Annotated in this window: 14 protein-coding genes and 1 tRNA gene; 12 read left to right on the top strand and 3 right to left on the bottom strand. The window is 61.5% G+C overall.

Annotated features, from left to right (window positions below; translation table 11 throughout):
• Position 1 precedes the first annotated feature (1 nt).
• From rplO to AC1AX7_RS04185, 10 genes are all read left to right on the top strand, one after another.
• Positions 2–463: a 50S ribosomal protein L15 gene (rplO, locus tag AC1AX7_RS04140; protein WP_476508829.1), complete on the top strand. Its 462-nt coding sequence runs from the start codon at positions 2–4 to the stop codon at positions 461–463.
• 225 nt (positions 464–688) lie between these two features.
• Positions 689–2,026: a preprotein translocase subunit SecY gene (gene secY, locus AC1AX7_RS04145; RefSeq protein ID WP_476508830.1), complete on the top strand. Its 1,338-nt coding sequence runs from the start codon at positions 689–691 to the stop codon at positions 2,024–2,026.
• A gap of 209 nt (positions 2,027–2,235) precedes the next feature.
• Positions 2,236–2,796, top strand: a complete 561-nt coding sequence (locus AC1AX7_RS04150; RefSeq protein ID WP_476508831.1) for an adenylate kinase — start codon at positions 2,236–2,238, stop codon at positions 2,794–2,796.
• 214 nt (positions 2,797–3,010) lie between these two features.
• A complete protein-coding gene (infA, locus tag AC1AX7_RS04155; RefSeq protein ID WP_003808114.1) occupies positions 3,011–3,229 on the top strand; it encodes a translation initiation factor IF-1 in 219 nt (72 codons plus the stop codon).
• A 23-nt stretch (positions 3,230–3,252) separates the two neighbouring features.
• Positions 3,253–3,366 (top strand): 50S ribosomal protein L36, encoded by a 114-nt coding sequence (gene rpmJ / locus AC1AX7_RS04160; RefSeq protein ID WP_003842636.1) that lies wholly within the window; start codon positions 3,253–3,255, stop codon positions 3,364–3,366.
• Between the two features lie 139 nt (positions 3,367–3,505).
• Entirely contained in the window at positions 3,506–3,883 is a 378-nt protein-coding gene (gene rpsM, locus AC1AX7_RS04165; RefSeq protein WP_476508832.1) for a 30S ribosomal protein S13, read from the top strand.
• Positions 3,884–3,965: 82 nt separating this feature from the next.
• Positions 3,966–4,364, top strand: a complete 399-nt coding sequence (rpsK, locus tag AC1AX7_RS04170) for a 30S ribosomal protein S11 (protein WP_476508833.1) — start codon at positions 3,966–3,968, stop codon at positions 4,362–4,364.
• Positions 4,365–4,443: 79 nt separating this feature from the next.
• Positions 4,444–5,439 (top strand): DNA-directed RNA polymerase subunit alpha, encoded by a 996-nt coding sequence (locus AC1AX7_RS04175; protein WP_476508834.1) that lies wholly within the window; start codon positions 4,444–4,446, stop codon positions 5,437–5,439.
• 90 nt (positions 5,440–5,529) lie between these two features.
• Entirely contained in the window at positions 5,530–6,030 is a 501-nt protein-coding gene (gene rplQ / locus AC1AX7_RS04180; RefSeq protein ID WP_476508835.1) for a 50S ribosomal protein L17, read from the top strand.
• A gap of 253 nt (positions 6,031–6,283) precedes the next feature.
• Positions 6,284–7,207: a tRNA pseudouridine synthase A gene (locus tag AC1AX7_RS04185; RefSeq protein WP_476508836.1), complete on the top strand. Its 924-nt coding sequence runs from the start codon at positions 6,284–6,286 to the stop codon at positions 7,205–7,207.
• Positions 7,208–7,361: 154 nt separating this feature from the next.
• Here AC1AX7_RS04185 and AC1AX7_RS04190 read toward each other — a convergent pair whose 3' ends face one another.
• The 3 genes from AC1AX7_RS04190 to AC1AX7_RS04200 all read right to left on the bottom strand — a co-directional run bounded on the left by AC1AX7_RS04190 (position 7,362) and on the right by AC1AX7_RS04200 (position 10,082).
• A complete protein-coding gene (locus tag AC1AX7_RS04190; protein WP_476508837.1) occupies positions 7,362–8,768 on the bottom strand; it encodes a C1 family peptidase in 1,407 nt (468 codons plus the stop codon).
• Positions 8,769–8,953: 185 nt separating this feature from the next.
• Positions 8,954–9,041: transfer RNA gene (locus AC1AX7_RS04195), tRNA-Ser, on the bottom strand.
• Positions 9,042–9,155: 114 nt separating this feature from the next.
• Positions 9,156–10,082, bottom strand: coding sequence for a hypothetical protein (locus AC1AX7_RS04200; protein WP_476508838.1), 927 nt, complete (start codon positions 10,080–10,082; stop codon positions 9,156–9,158).
• Between the two features lie 73 nt (positions 10,083–10,155).
• On the opposite strand from AC1AX7_RS04200, the gene nusA reads away from it, so the two are divergent.
• Both nusA and infB read left to right on the top strand, forming a co-directional pair.
• A complete protein-coding gene (gene nusA / locus AC1AX7_RS04205; protein WP_476508839.1) occupies positions 10,156–11,220 on the top strand; it encodes a transcription termination factor NusA in 1,065 nt (354 codons plus the stop codon).
• A gap of 219 nt (positions 11,221–11,439) precedes the next feature.
• A complete protein-coding gene (gene infB, locus AC1AX7_RS04210; RefSeq protein ID WP_476508840.1) occupies positions 11,440–14,277 on the top strand; it encodes a translation initiation factor IF-2 in 2,838 nt (945 codons plus the stop codon).
• Positions 14,278–14,333 lie beyond the last annotated feature (56 nt).

The following is a 14,333-nucleotide window of genomic DNA, read 5'->3' on the forward strand; positions in this document are numbered from 1 at the left end:
TATGGCTACTGAAGAAGAGACCACAATCCTGCAGATGCATGACCTCAAGCCGGCTCCGGGTGCAAACAAGGATCGCATCCGCGTCGGTCGAGGCGAAGGCTCCAAGGGCAAGACCTCGGGCCGTGGCGACAAGGGCACCAAGAAGCGCTATCAGGTTCGTCCTGGCTTCGAAGGTGGCCAGCTGCCGCTGTACATGCGCCTGCCGAAGCTCCGCGGCTTCAAGAACCCCTTCAAGAAGGAGTTCCAGGTCGTCAACGTCGCCGCTCTCGCGGAACTGTTCCCGCAGGGTGGCGAAATCACCGTTCAGGATCTGATCGCCAAGGGCGCCGTCCGTGACGGCTACCCGGTCAAGGTCCTGGGTGACGGCGAGATCACGGCTGCCTACACCATCAAGGGTGTCAAGGCTTCCGCTTCCGCCAAGGCCAAGATCGAGGCCGCCGGCGGTTCGATTTCCGAAGACTGATCCAGTCGGCGGATTGAACCATCGCCGTGAGGTTTAAGCCTTTTCCCGTCCAACAGGCGGGAAAAGGCTTTTTTCATGCATAATCGCGCCGTACGTTTCACCGGACACGCACAAGGCATTTTTTGAACATATATCGATGCCGGTTCATGCCCTGCGCTAGACTCGACGACTAGAGTCTGTTTGCATGGGTGCGCCCTTCGCGCGCGACAATGGAAGGAAATCCCCTTGAGGACTTTAATTCAAGCCTTTCGCACCAAAGAGTTGAGGAACAAGATCCTCTTCGTCTTTGCGATGATCATCATTTATCGCATAGGTTCGTTCATTCCGGTTCCGGGCGTGGACTACACCGTTGTTCAGGACTGCCTGAGCACGATGAGCGGTTCCTCCGAGAACTTCATCGGACTGGTGAACCTGTTCTCCGGCGGTGCGATGTTGCAGCTGTCGATCTTCGCCCTGGGCGTCATGCCGTACATCACGGCCTCGATCGTCATCCAGCTGCTTCGCGTCGTGATCCCTCGCTTCGAAGCGCTGCACAAGGAAGGGCAGTCCGGCGAAGCGAAGCTGACCCAGTACACCCGTTATCTGACCATCGGTCTGGCCGTGCTGCAGTCCACCACCATTCTGGTCACCGCGCATTCCGGTGCGCTGTTCAACTATCAGTGCTCCCAGGTCATCCCCGACAACTCCATCTGGAGCCTGCTCGTCATGGTGTTCGTCATGACCGGCGGCACCGGCCTGATCATGTGGATGGCCGAATTGATTACCGAAAAGGGCATCGGCCAGGGTATGTCGATCCTTATCTTCATGTCCATCTGCTCCGGCTTCCTGCCGCAGCTGTGGGAAATCGGCTGGGGCACCAACGGCACCGATGGCGACTGGCTGAAGTTCGGCATCGTGGTCGGCGTTCTGCTGGTCATCCTGATCTTCGTCGATTTCGTCGAACTGTCCCAGCGTCGTCTGCCGGTGCAGTACACCCGTCGTATGATCGGCCGTAAGATGTACGGCGGCTCCTCCACCTATCTGCCGCTGAAGATCAACATGAGCGGCGTCATCCCGCCGATCTTCGCATCCTCCATCCTGGCCGTTCCGACCCTGATCGCGCAGTTCGGCGACTCCGAAGCCGGCTGGGTCACCTGGATCAACGACAATCTGGCCGACACCACCTCCGTGTGGTACATCGCCCTGTACGCGCTGATGATCGTGTTCTTCTGCTTCTTCTACACGGAAATCACGTTCAATCCGGACGAGACCGCCGACAATATGAAGCAGTACGGCGGCTTTATTCCGGGCATCCGCGCAGGCAGCGCCACCAGCCGCTATCTGAAGTACGTGATGAACCGACTCAACACCGTCGGCGCGGTCTACCTGCTGTTCGTCGCTCTGATCCCGACCGTTCTGATCATGGCGCTGCAGCTGAACACGCAGCTGCCGTTCGGCGGCACGACCATCCTGATCATCGCCGGCGTCGGCCTCGATACGCTGCGTCAGGCCAAGGCCCAGACCGAGCAGTTCCAGTATGCTGGATTCCTGTTCGAAAACACGGACCACAAGGAAGGCAAGTAAGTCTTGCGGTAAACCTTGCAGCATGAAACCGTCGTGCGCCCGCTCGATGCGATATCGGGGAACGCGCGACGGTTTCCTGTTGCCCATGCCATACATGGCATAAACGTCCACCAAAACCAAAAGAGCGCGGAAAGACGAAACGGGTAAATCCGGCCCACGGTGTTACCTTGCGGATCGTCCGAAGCTCAAATCAAATACAGGAGACAACAATGCGACTGCTGATCATGGGCCCCCAGGGCGTCGGTAAGGGCACCCAGGCCGCTCTGCTGAGCGAACACTACGGCATTCCGGCCATTTCCACCGGCGATATTTTCCGCTACAACATCAAGAACAAGACCGAACTCGGTCTTGAAGCGCTGAAGTACACCGACAAGGGCGAACTCGTCCCCGATGAGCTGACCAACAAGATCGTCAAGGATCGTCTGGCCATGGACGACGCCAAGAACGGCTGGATCCTCGACGGCTACCCGCGCAACGCCTCCCAGGTCGAAGCCCTGGACGTCATGCTTGAAGAGCTCGGCACCCCGCTGGACCACGTCGTGGCGTTGGAGGCCGACCGTGAAGTGCTGCTTGAGCGTATGGCCAAGCGCGCCGCCGAGCAGGGACGTTCCGACGACACCCCGGAAGCGATCGCGAAGCGTCTGGAAACCTATGAGAAGGAAACCGCTCCGTTGCTTGACATCTACGGCGGCCGCGATCTGCTCGTCACCATCAACGGCGTAGGCGAAATCGCCGACATCCAGGCCGACATCGTCGCAAAGCTCGGCTGATTGAACCACAAGCGACGAAGCGGGGCGCCCTCGGCCCAGGGGCCCCGCTTCGCCGTACATCCGTCAGGGCTGCCGCGTATATCAACGTCGATATATATCGGAGATTCCGAATATCGCGACACGCCGACCGATCTTTTCCCACCCTCTGTGTATTCTTGCAAGTTGGCGTGTCTTCGGACTCGCATAGTAATCGCCAAGGAACGGAACGAGGCTCATGGCAAAAGACGGTGTGATTGAAGTCGAAGGACAGGTAGTGGAAGCACTGCCCAACGCGATGTTCCGCGTTGAACTCGAGAACAAGCATATCGTGCTTGCGACCATTTCCGGCAAAATGCGCAAGAACTATATTCGCATTCTGCCGCAGGATCGTGTTGTGCTGGAAATGAGCCCCTACGATCTGAACCGCGGCCGAATTACGTACCGTTACAAGTAAAGGTACAACAAAGAAGGATAACCATGAAGGTCAGCCCTAGTGTGAAGAGGATCTGCGAAAACTGCCGCGTGATCCGTCGTCACGGCCGCGTCATGGTGATCTGCATCAACCCGCGCCACAAGCAGCGTCAGGGCTGAGCAGATCCAGCGGCATAATGAAGTAAAGGCGCTGAGTCACGATTCGGCAGCAAATGCCGAAGGTACCCCGGGTACGCAGGCCCGGGCCGGGAAACCGGACGACTCGGTGCAAGACCTGCGGAAATGAAAAGGAATCGCAATGGCACGTCTTGCCGGAGTCGACATCCCCAATGAGAAGCGAATCGAGATCGCCCTCACCTACATTTTCGGTGTCGGCCGCACTCGCGCTAAGGAAACGCTTGCCGCGACCGGTATCAACCCGGACACCCGCGTCAAGGACCTGACGGATGAGCAGCTGATCACGCTGCGTGACTACCTCGAAGCAAACTACAAGATCGAGGGCGATCTGCGCCGTGAAATCGACGCCGATATCCGTCGTAAGATTCAGATCAACTGCTATCAAGGCCTGCGTCACCGTAAGGGACTTCCTGTGCGCGGCCAGCGCACCAAGACCAACGCCCGCACCCGCAAGGGCCCGAAGCGTACGGTCGCCGGAAAGAAGAAGGCCACCAAGTAGTAGGTGGCAGGTTCGAGCCACGAGATGATTCATCTCATCGTTCGGACGATTACAATAGTTCGTTACAAGGAAACGAGGGTCAATGGCAGCTCAAAAGCAAGCCGCGCGCAAGCCGCGTCGCCGCGACCGCAAGTCGGTCCCGGTTGGGCAGGCGCATATCAAGTCCACTTTCAACAACACCATCATCTCCATCACCGATCCGTCCGGCGCCGTCGTGTCCTGGGCCTCCGGTGGCGAAGTCGGTTTCAAGGGCTCCCGTAAGTCCACTCCGTACGCCGCTGGCATGGCCGCCGAAGCAGCCGCTCGCAAGGCGATGGAACACGGCCTGAAGAAGGTCGACGTGTTCGTCAAGGGCCCGGGTTCCGGTCGTGAAACCGCCATCCGTTCCCTGCAGTCCGCTGGTCTCGAAGTCGGCTCCATCACCGACGTCACCCCGCAGGCACACAACGGCGTTCGTCCTCCGAAGCGCCGTCGCGTCTGAGCACTAAGAAAACCATCCATCCAAAGCCGCTTAAGACCGGTGAGTGCACCACCGGTCAGAAGCTGAAAGGATAACCACAGTGCTTATCGCACAGCGTCCGACACTTACCGAGGAAAGCATCAATCCTCAGCGTTCCCGCTTCGTCATCGAGCCTCTTGAACCGGGCTTCGGCTACACGCTTGGCAACTCGCTGCGCCGTACCCTGTTGAGCTCGATTCCTGGAGCGGCCGTGACTTCGGTACGTATCTCCGGTGCGTTGCATGAGTTCACCACTCTGCAGGGCGTCCGTGAAGACGTTACCGAAATCCTGCTGAACATCAAGGGCATCGTGCTCACCAGCGAATACGATGAGCCGGTTGTCATGTATCTGCGCAAGAGCGGCAAGGGCGAAGCAGTCGCGGGCGACATCACCCCGCCGGCAGGCGTCACCATCGCCAATCCGGACATGCATATCGCCACGCTCGCCGACGACGGCGAACTCGAGATCGAGTTCACGGTCGAACGCGGCCGCGGTTACGTGCCCGCCCAGATGAATAAGCAGGATAATGCCGAGATTGGCCGTATTCCGGTCGACTCCATTTATTCCCCGGTGCTCAAGGTTAGCTATAAGGTCGAAGCCACGCGCGTCGAACAGCGCACCGACTTCGACAGGCTCATTTTGGACGTGGAAACTAAGCCCGCCATCTCCCCGCGTGATGCGGTCGCATCCGCCGGCTCCACCTTGGTTGAGCTTTTCGGCCTGTGCCGTGAACTCAACATCCAGGCGGAAGGCGTCGAGGTCGGACCGGCTCCCGTAGTCGAAGAGACCAACCCTGAGATGGCCGTTCCGATCGAGGACCTGAACCTCACCCAGCGCAGCTACAACTGCCTGAAGCGTGAAGGCATCCACACGGTCGGCGAGCTGGTCGCCCACACCGAGCAGGATCTGCTCGACATCCGCAATTTCGGTATGAAGTCCATCGACGAGGTCAAGGAAAAGCTTCAGACCCTCGGTCTGGCTCTGAAGGCCTCCCCGCTTGGCTTCGATACCACCAACCTCGAAGGCGGCACGTTCTTCTCGCCGGAAGACGAGTAATCGCGTCGTTTTTGATTCAACCGCTTCATCGGATCCGGACGTTCGGGCAGTTGCCCACCTGGATTCGGTGGAGCATTCAAGGAGACAACAATGCCTACACCTAAGAAGGGCCCACGCCTGGCCTCCAGCCCGGCACATGAGCGTCTGATGCTCGCGAACATGGCCACCAGCCTGTTCATGCACGGCCGCATCGTCACCACGCTGCCGAAGGCCAAGCGCCTTCGTCCGCTGGCCGAGCGCCTGATCACCTTCGCCAAGCGCGGTGATCTGCACTCCCGCCGTCGCGTGATGCGCGTCATCCGCAACAAGTCCGTCGTGCACAAGCTGTTCACCGAAATCGCCGAGCAGATGGAACAGCGCGAAGGCGGCTACACCCGCATCGTCAAGATCGCTCCGCGCAGGGGCGACTCCGCTCCTGCCGCCATCATCGAGCTCGTCACCGAGCCGGTGAGCCCGAAGAAGGCCGTCGTCAAGGAAGCCGAAGCCGCGACCAAGGTCGCCGCTGAAGCTCCGGTCGTCGAAGAGGCCACCGTCGAAGCTCCGGTCGAAGCCGTTGAGGCCACCGAAGCTCCGGCCGAGCAGGCTGAGTGAGCCTATCTGATATAGGCCAATCAAATTAAAGCAGGTTGGGAATCGCATGATCCCCAACCTGCTTTTTCATATCCCCGATCACATCGTCCAATCCAAAATCGTCCCATCGAAATTCCCGATCCCATTTTCATAACACCAAGTGTCTACAGCGGTTTCAGCGGGTTTTGCGGCAAAGGGGACGCAAGCGAAGAGACGTAGGACGATTTTGCGGGCGGCGCCCCCATGCTACATGCATATTGCTATGCTCTAACGCGTGAGACTACGTATTGATCTGGCATATGACGGCGGCGCGTTCTTCGGCTGGGCGAAGCAGCCCGATATTCGCACGGTGCAGGGCGAAATCGAACAGGCGATGCGCCGCGTTCTGCGCATCCCCGACGACATCACGGAAACCGGCGTCGCCGATGCCGTCATCCAGCCGCGTCTCACCGTCGCAGGCCGCACCGATACCGGCGTCCACGCGTCGCATCAGGTCTGCCATGTCGATGTCGCCCCGGAATCGCTCGAACGCTGCGTCGGACACATGCAGGTGCCGCCGATCCTCGCGTTGCAGCATCGCCTGCAACGCATGCTGCCCGACGACATCGCCATTCACCGCGTCAGCGAGGCGCCGGCTGGCTTCGACGCGCGCTTTTCCGCGTTGGAACGCACCTACGTGTACCGCATCGCCGATCGCGACAGCGTCATCGATCCGCGTATGCGCAATTTCGTGCTGCATATCGACGATACGCTCGATATCGACGCGATGAATGAGGCCGCCGCTTTGACGCTGGGCCTGCACGATTTCGGATCCTTCGCGACGCCGAATCCAGGCGGCACCACCATTCGTGACGTGAAAACCGCGTATTGGCGCCGCATTCCGGCCTCGCCGCTGATGCCGTCGCCGATGGGGGAGCAATATACGACGCCCGCCGCGGAGTCGGGATTATTGTGCTTCACGATCGTCGCCGACGCGTTCGCGCGCAATATGGTGCGCTCGTTGGTGAACGGCTGCGTGCAGGTGGGCGTCGGCAAGCGCCCCGTCGATTGGTTCGCCGAAAAGATGGCCACGCCGCTGCGTGAGGGATCGACGGGCCCGATCGCGCCGCAGGGATTGACGTTGGAACACATCGCCTATCCGGCGGACGAGCAGTTGGCGGCCCGCGCCGAAGCGATTCGCGCGAAGCGCACGTTGTAGCCCACGCTGCAGCCGCATGGCCGACGATTCCGCCGTATCGACGTCCGATGCGGCCATGGCGGCGGCCCCTCGCTTACGGGAGAGGACTGGCCGCCATACCGGTGCGGACGGTCGGTATGGCGGAATCGTCGGGCCGCGGGGGAGGATGGGCGCGTCAGTCGCAGCGCTTGGTCAGAGGCTCCCAAGGTTCGAGAACGACCGGTTCGGTGTCCAGCAAAGCCGACGTCTGCGCATCCAGATATTCCTTGCGGATGATGATTTCGGTGACGTACCGGTCGAACCAGCGGTCGGACGCGACGTAATAGCCGTCCTTGCCGTTGTCCTTGCCCCAGCTGTTCTCCACCTTCCAACGGTTCGGACGGCCCTCGGCATCCAGATTCACGCCGGTCAGGGTCATCGCATGATTGCTCGGGCAGTCGCCGTATTCCAGGCCCGTGGCCTTATCGAGACCGAAGTCGGTGCCGAACAGCTGATCGACCCGTACGGTGTCGCAGTCGAACACGCCGTCGCCGCGCAGCGCGAACTGCATGCAATCGCACGCGAACCAGATGGGATGGCCTGCGGAAAGCTGTGCCAGCGCCGCCTTCTTGAACGCATCCAACGGCACGTTGACGAACTCCATATCCGCGGCTTCGGCCACATTCGTGGAGAATCGGATGCTGTAGCGGCGTCCGAACGGCGTGCGTGCCATTGGCGAATTGCACAGCGTCACAAAATCGTCGACGTCCACCGGCACGTATTTGCGGTAGAACTCCATCGGCGTGATGCCGAATTCGCGAATCTGGCGGCGTTCGTCCTTGCCGCCGGCCGTATCGGAGTTCTCCCCGTCCTTGCCGTCACCGCTGACCCGGGCGAGGAAATCGAAACGTTCCGGCGGCTCGCCCAAACTGATCGCGCAGATGCGATAGACGACGCCCATCGCCGTATCCTTGGCGGCGCGTAGCTCCTCCATGCCCGCGCCGTCCTGATGGCGGGCGCGCAGGTCGGCGGCGATCTCACGCAGCTTCGTGTTCAGATACTGTTTGAATGCGTCGGAATCACGCGAGTTCGCGGATTCCGGATACGCCGACTTCGGCATCAGGCCGTACTTGTCGACCAGGGCCGCGAACATCTGCCACCAGCCGCCATCGTCGGCAGGGCCTTCGTTGATGGCCCCGAAGATGCGGCTGTCAGCCGGCTCGTCCAATGTGGACAGCACGTTTTCCAGATAGACGTTCGATTTCTCGATGGCATCCCAGAAGAACAGGTAGGTTTCGGAGAATTCGAAATCCTCCAGATGCCATTTGTGCATCAGTTCGTAGCGCAACACGTTCAGCGAGGCGAACATCCAGCAGCGGCCGGAACGTTCCTGATTGGTGATGGACCCCTGCTTGAGATCGATGGAGAAGTCGCGGGGGAGCGCGCGCACGCCCTGATATGCGGTGGCGGCCTTCAGGACGCCGGAGGACACCGCGGCGTTGGCGGCCACGAGATTGGCACGGTCGGCATTGAAATCGGAGGAATAACGACGCATCTTCTCGGCGGTCATCGCCTTGACTGAAGCGTTCTGGTTCTCGCTCATCATGCTCCTTGGATCGATGGATTGGAAACGCTTGCATTGTACGTCTTGCATGAGGCGGACCACATATGCGCCGCGAAGCGGCGGACGGCGCAAGCCAAGGCGTCGGGAACTGCGGAAGGACGCCGGAGAAAGGAAAGGGCGCCGGATAAGCGAAAGCCCCCATCGAACATTCTCGACAGGGGCGTTGGCGGATGAAGCGAGATTCGAACTCGCGGAGGTTTTGGCCTCACACGCTTTCGAGGCGTGCTCCTTAGACCGCTCGGACATTCATCCATGTGCTGCAATAAGCAACTTGTCTATCATGCCACAGATTTTGGACTTGTCAAATTCAACGGCGGGTCATTCGATATCCGCCGCGCCGAGACTTCGACCGACTTTCGACGATCCCTAGCTTTTCAGCAACGCCTCATCAAAGGAAGGATAGCCGCCCTCAAAAGCCCGATATACATGGTTGGATACCGATTCGGCAAGCGCGTGCAGGCCATCCGCACGGCTTTGCTGCGTGGAGGTCCGCTGAGCGGAAGCCTGTCCGTCGGAAGCCGCGGGCTCTTCGGGAATGCCGGCGCCGCCGTCGTCATCGGCAACGGCATCCGATACCGCCGCCATCTCCTCGCGCGCGCAGTTCATGCGTGCCACGGCCATAAGAGGCGCGCTCAAGCCGTTCGCGGGATCGACGATCGACTGCGTGTCATCCAATAATCCGGAACCGGCGATGTCATACACCTTCAGACGCGGATCCGCGATATCGCCATCGGCATCGATGGCCAGGCCGATCAGGCGCTCGCCCGTCGAATGGTAGAGGTCGGCGTCCGACGGCGAAACATCATCGATACCGCGCGCCGCTGCGATTTGCGCGATAAAACCCAGCCGATCCTCGGCAAGCGCCATCGCCGCCAATGTTTCGGCGTCCAAATCCAGTTCGCCGACGTTTTCAAGAGGACGGGCCGGCTGCGAAATAACGGGCAGACCATATCGTGAGGCGATGGTGTCGGCATGGTGCCGTGATTGAGCGCTCCGGATGACGCCTTCATCGAAGCGGCCCGTACAGTATGACGCCACGTCCAGCCATTGCGCGGATGCCTGCGATGCCGCGAAATACTGCATCAGGCGGGGGAGCGTGTCCTCGCGCGGGCCGTGACGGTCGGAAGCCGAATAATATGCGGTTTCGCAGGGGCTGAACCGCTGTTCGGATTGCGCGCGGCCTTCAGCGCTTGGCGCCGCGCAGGCGGTGCAGAGCAGCGCCGATGCCGCCATGATCGACGCCATGATGATGCGATGACGACGTGACATGGAGGAGGATAGACGTGTCTGCATGAAACATTACACTAATGGTTGACTGTGACCATTGGGCCAAGCGCTCGGAAATAACTTCATAGGAGGTCTGACAATGGAACTGGACCTGGCAGGAATGCACCGTCTTGCCGCAGAGCAAGGCATCGAACCCGAGGCGCTCGACGAGGCTCTCGCAGAGGCGCTGCGATTGGCATATCTGAAGACGCCGCATGCGGCCAAGCATGCGCGCGTTGAATTGGATGACCGCGCCGGCACGCTCACCATCTGGGCGCAGGATGAGATTCCTGCGGAGCCTACCGAGGAGGATCCCCACCCGTACCCGACGCTTGGCGAAGAATATGACGACACCCCGCATGATTTCGGCCGTCTTGCCGCCGCCACCGCACGTCAGGTGATCTCCCAGCTGTTCCGCAAGGCCGAGGACGATAAGGTGTTCGGCGCCTTCTCCGGTCAGAAGGGCAAGCTCATCACCGGCATCGTGCAGCAGGATGCCAAGGACACCGTGAACGTGCACGTCGCCGTGGGCGATGTGGAAGCCATTCTGCCACGTCGCGAGCAGGTCCCGGGAGAACGTTACCGCCACGGCGAGCGTATCCGCGTGTATGTCGTGAACGTCGCGCGCGGCCTTCGTGGTCCGGAGATCGTGGTCTCCCGTTCCCATCCGGAACTGGTTCGTCGCCTGTTCGAACGCGAAGTGCCGGAACTGGTTTCCGGAGCCGTGTCGATCATGGCCATCGCGCGTGAGGCCGGTGCCCGTACGAAGATCGCGGTGCGCGCCAACACCGAGGGCATCAACCCGAAGGGCGCCCTGATCGGCCCCGGCGGTGCCCGCGTGCGTGCGGTCATGGAGAATCTCGGTCCGGAAAAGATCGACATCGTCGATTGGTCGGTCGAGCCGGCCGAATTCATCGCCGCCGCGCTGTCCCCGGCCGTCGCGACCGGCGTGCAGGTGATCAGCGAAAAGAACAAGACCGCCATCGCCTATATCCATGACGATCAGCTGTCGCTGGCCATCGGCAAGGAAGGTCAGAACGCTCGTCTGGCCGCCAAGCTGACCGGTTGGAAGATCGGCATTGAATCCGCGGAGACGCATGCGCGCAAGCAGGAGGCGGCTGCTGAGGGCGTCGACTCGGGCGCATCCGAAAACACTGCGGAGTGACAAGGTTTTATGCATAGTACGGCGCTGGTTGTGCACAGGATTCACATCCAGCGCCGTGTGTATGCTGGACTCGACAATCCAAGCATGCCGACGAATGCCGGTATGCCATGGCAAAGACGAGGTATCACGAACATGGTTGCACGATGAGACAGAGCAAGCTCGCCGTGAATCACTAGAGGCCGCGCTCATATGCGCGCGGTCCAGGATAGGAGAAATTGAGTGCCGAAAGCACGCGTATATGAACTCGCCAAGGACCTTGGCGTAGATAGCAAGACCGTCCTTGAAAAGCTCAAGGACATGGGAGAATTCGTCAAGTCCGCATCATCGACCGTGGAAGCGCCGGTTGTGCGTAGGCTCAAGGAATCGTTCGCCTCGACCGCCGCTGCCCCCGCTCAGAAGAAGTCCCAGCAGGCTCCGGCGGCCGCGAAGCCGGCCGTTGCAGCAAAGCCTGCCGACGCCGCAAAACCGGCGGCTGCGAAGCCGGCCCCCGTAAAGCCGGCGGCCCCCAAGCCGGCAACACCGACCCCGGCGCAGGCGGCGGGCCATTCCAACGCCGCGAAGCCGGCCGCACCGCAGGCAAAGCCCGGTGCGCGTTCCAACCAGTCCGCAGGCAACAAGCCTGGATTCGCGGCGAAGCCGTCCGCCGTCCCCGGACCGCGCGGTCCGCGCGGCGGCCAGAACGCCGCAGCCAACGGCAATGCCGGCAAGCCTGAAGGCAACGGCGATTCCCGTCAGCGTACGTCCGGACCTCGCCCGGGCAACAATCCGTTCAGCCGCAAGCAGGGTATGCGCACCCCGACTCCGGGCGATATTCCGCGTCCGCATCCGATGTCTCGCCCGAGTGTCGGCAACAACGCCGAGGGCGGCCGTGGCCGTGGCCCGCGTCCGGGTCAGGGCGGCGGCCAGCGTGGCGGCAACTTCCGTGGTCGTCCGGGTCAGGGCGGCGCACAGGGCGCCAAGCCGGGCCAGTGGGGCCAGCATCGTCCGGGTCAGGGCGGCGGCGCCTCCAATACCGGTCGTCCGGGCGGCAACCGTTTCGGTGCGGGCGCTTCGAACGGCGGCGGCTATCAGGGCGGCGGCTCCAATAACGCGCCGGCACGCGGCGGCCGCGGCGGCGGTCGTGGCGGTGCCGCAGGCGCCTTCGGACGTCAGGGCGGTAAGTCCTCGAAGGCCCGTAAGAACAGGCTTGCAAAGCGTCAGGAGTTCCAGGAGCTGAAGGCTCCGGTCATCGGCGGCGTGCGTATTCCGACCGGCAACGGCCAGACCGTTCGCTTACGTCAGGGCGCCTCGCTGGCCGATCTGGCCGAAAAGATCAACGTCAATCAGGCCGCGCTGGTCACCGTGCTGTTCCACTTGGGTGAAATGGCCACGGCCACCCAGTCGCTGGATGAGTCGACGTTCCAGATCCTCGGCGAGGAAATCGGCTGGAACATCAAGATCGTCTCCGCGGAAGAGGAAGACAAGGAGCTGCTGCAGCAGTTCGACATCAACCTTGATGAGGAAGAGCTGCAGGAGGATGAGGACCTGAAACCGCGTCCGCCGGTCGTCACCGTCATGGGCCACGTCGACCACGGTAAGACCCGACTGCTCGACACGATCCGCTCCACCAACGTCATCGATCGCGAGGCCGGCGGCATCACGCAGCGCATCGGCGCCTACCAGGTGACCGTGAACATGGAAGGCGAGAAGCGTAAGATCACGTTCCTCGACACCCCGGGCCACGAAGCCTTCACCGCCATGCGCGCCCGCGGCGCCGAGCTCACCGACGTCGCCATCCTCGTGGTGGCCGCCGACGACGGCGTCATGCCGCAGACCGTCGAAGCCATCAACCACGCCCAGGCGGCGCACGTACCGATCGTCGTGGCCGTGAACAAGATCGACAAGCCGGGCGCGAATCCGGACAAGGTGCGCGGTCAGCTCACCGAATTCGGCCTGGTTCCGGAAGAGTACGGCGGCAACACGATGTTCGTCGACATCTCCGCCAAGCAGGGCACCAACGTCGAACAGCTGTTGGAGGCCGTGCTGCTGACCGCGGACGCCGAACTCGATCTGCGCGCGAACCCGGATATGGACGCCCGTGGCGCCACCGTCGAAGCCCGACTCGACAAGGGCCGCGGCGCCGTCGCCACCGTGCTGGTGCAGTCCGGTACGCTGCATGTCGGCGACGCGATCGTGGCCGGCACGTCCTATGGCCGTGTCCGCGCGATGCTCGACGAAAACGGCAATCAGATGAAGGAAGCCGGCCCGTCCACGCCGGTGCAGGTGCTCGGTCTGACCTCCGTGCCGACCGCAGGCGACCTGTTCCTCGTCGCGGGCGACGACCGTACCGCCCGCCAGATCGCCGAGAAGCGTCAGGCCACCGAGCGCGCGGCCCAGCTGGCCAAGCGCCGCAAGATCGTATCCCTGGAAAGCCTCAAGGAGCAGTTCGCCAAGTCCGAGGTGGATATGCTCAACATCGTCATCAAGGGCGATTCCTCCGGCTCCGTCGAAGCGCTGGAAGATTCCCTGATGAAGATCGAGGTCTCCGACGAGGTCGGCATCCAGGTCATCCACCGCGGCGTCGGCGCGATCACGCAGAACGACGTCAACCTGGCCACGGTCGACAAGGCCGTCATCATCGGCTTCAACGTGCGCCCGAACCGTCAGGTCGCCGACCTGGCCGAACGCGAGGGCGTCGAAGTCAAGTACTACTCGATCATCTACAAGGCGATCGAAGACATCGAAGCATCCCTCAAGGGCATGCTCAAGCCGGAATACGAAGAGGTCGTCACCTCCCATTCGGAGATCCGCGAAATCTTCCGCTCCTCCAAGTTCGGCAACATCGCCGGCGTCCTCGTGCAGGACGGCGAGGTCAAGCGCGGCACCAAGTGCCGTATTCTGCGCAACGGCGTCGCCACGGTCAACGACTTGGAGATCTCCTCGCTGCGTCGTTTCAAGGACGACGTCACCTCCGTCAAGGAAGGCTACGAGGCCGGTATCAACCTCGGCTCCTTCAACGACATCGAGATCGGCGACATCATCGAGACCTTCGAGATGCAGGAAGTCGAACGCAAGTAGGCTCGTCCGTCGGCCAGGCCGATCGCACAAGGCCTGGTCCGGCATTCGATTCGTTG

The sequence above is a fragment of the Bifidobacterium sp. LH_449 genome (assembly GCF_056356755.1).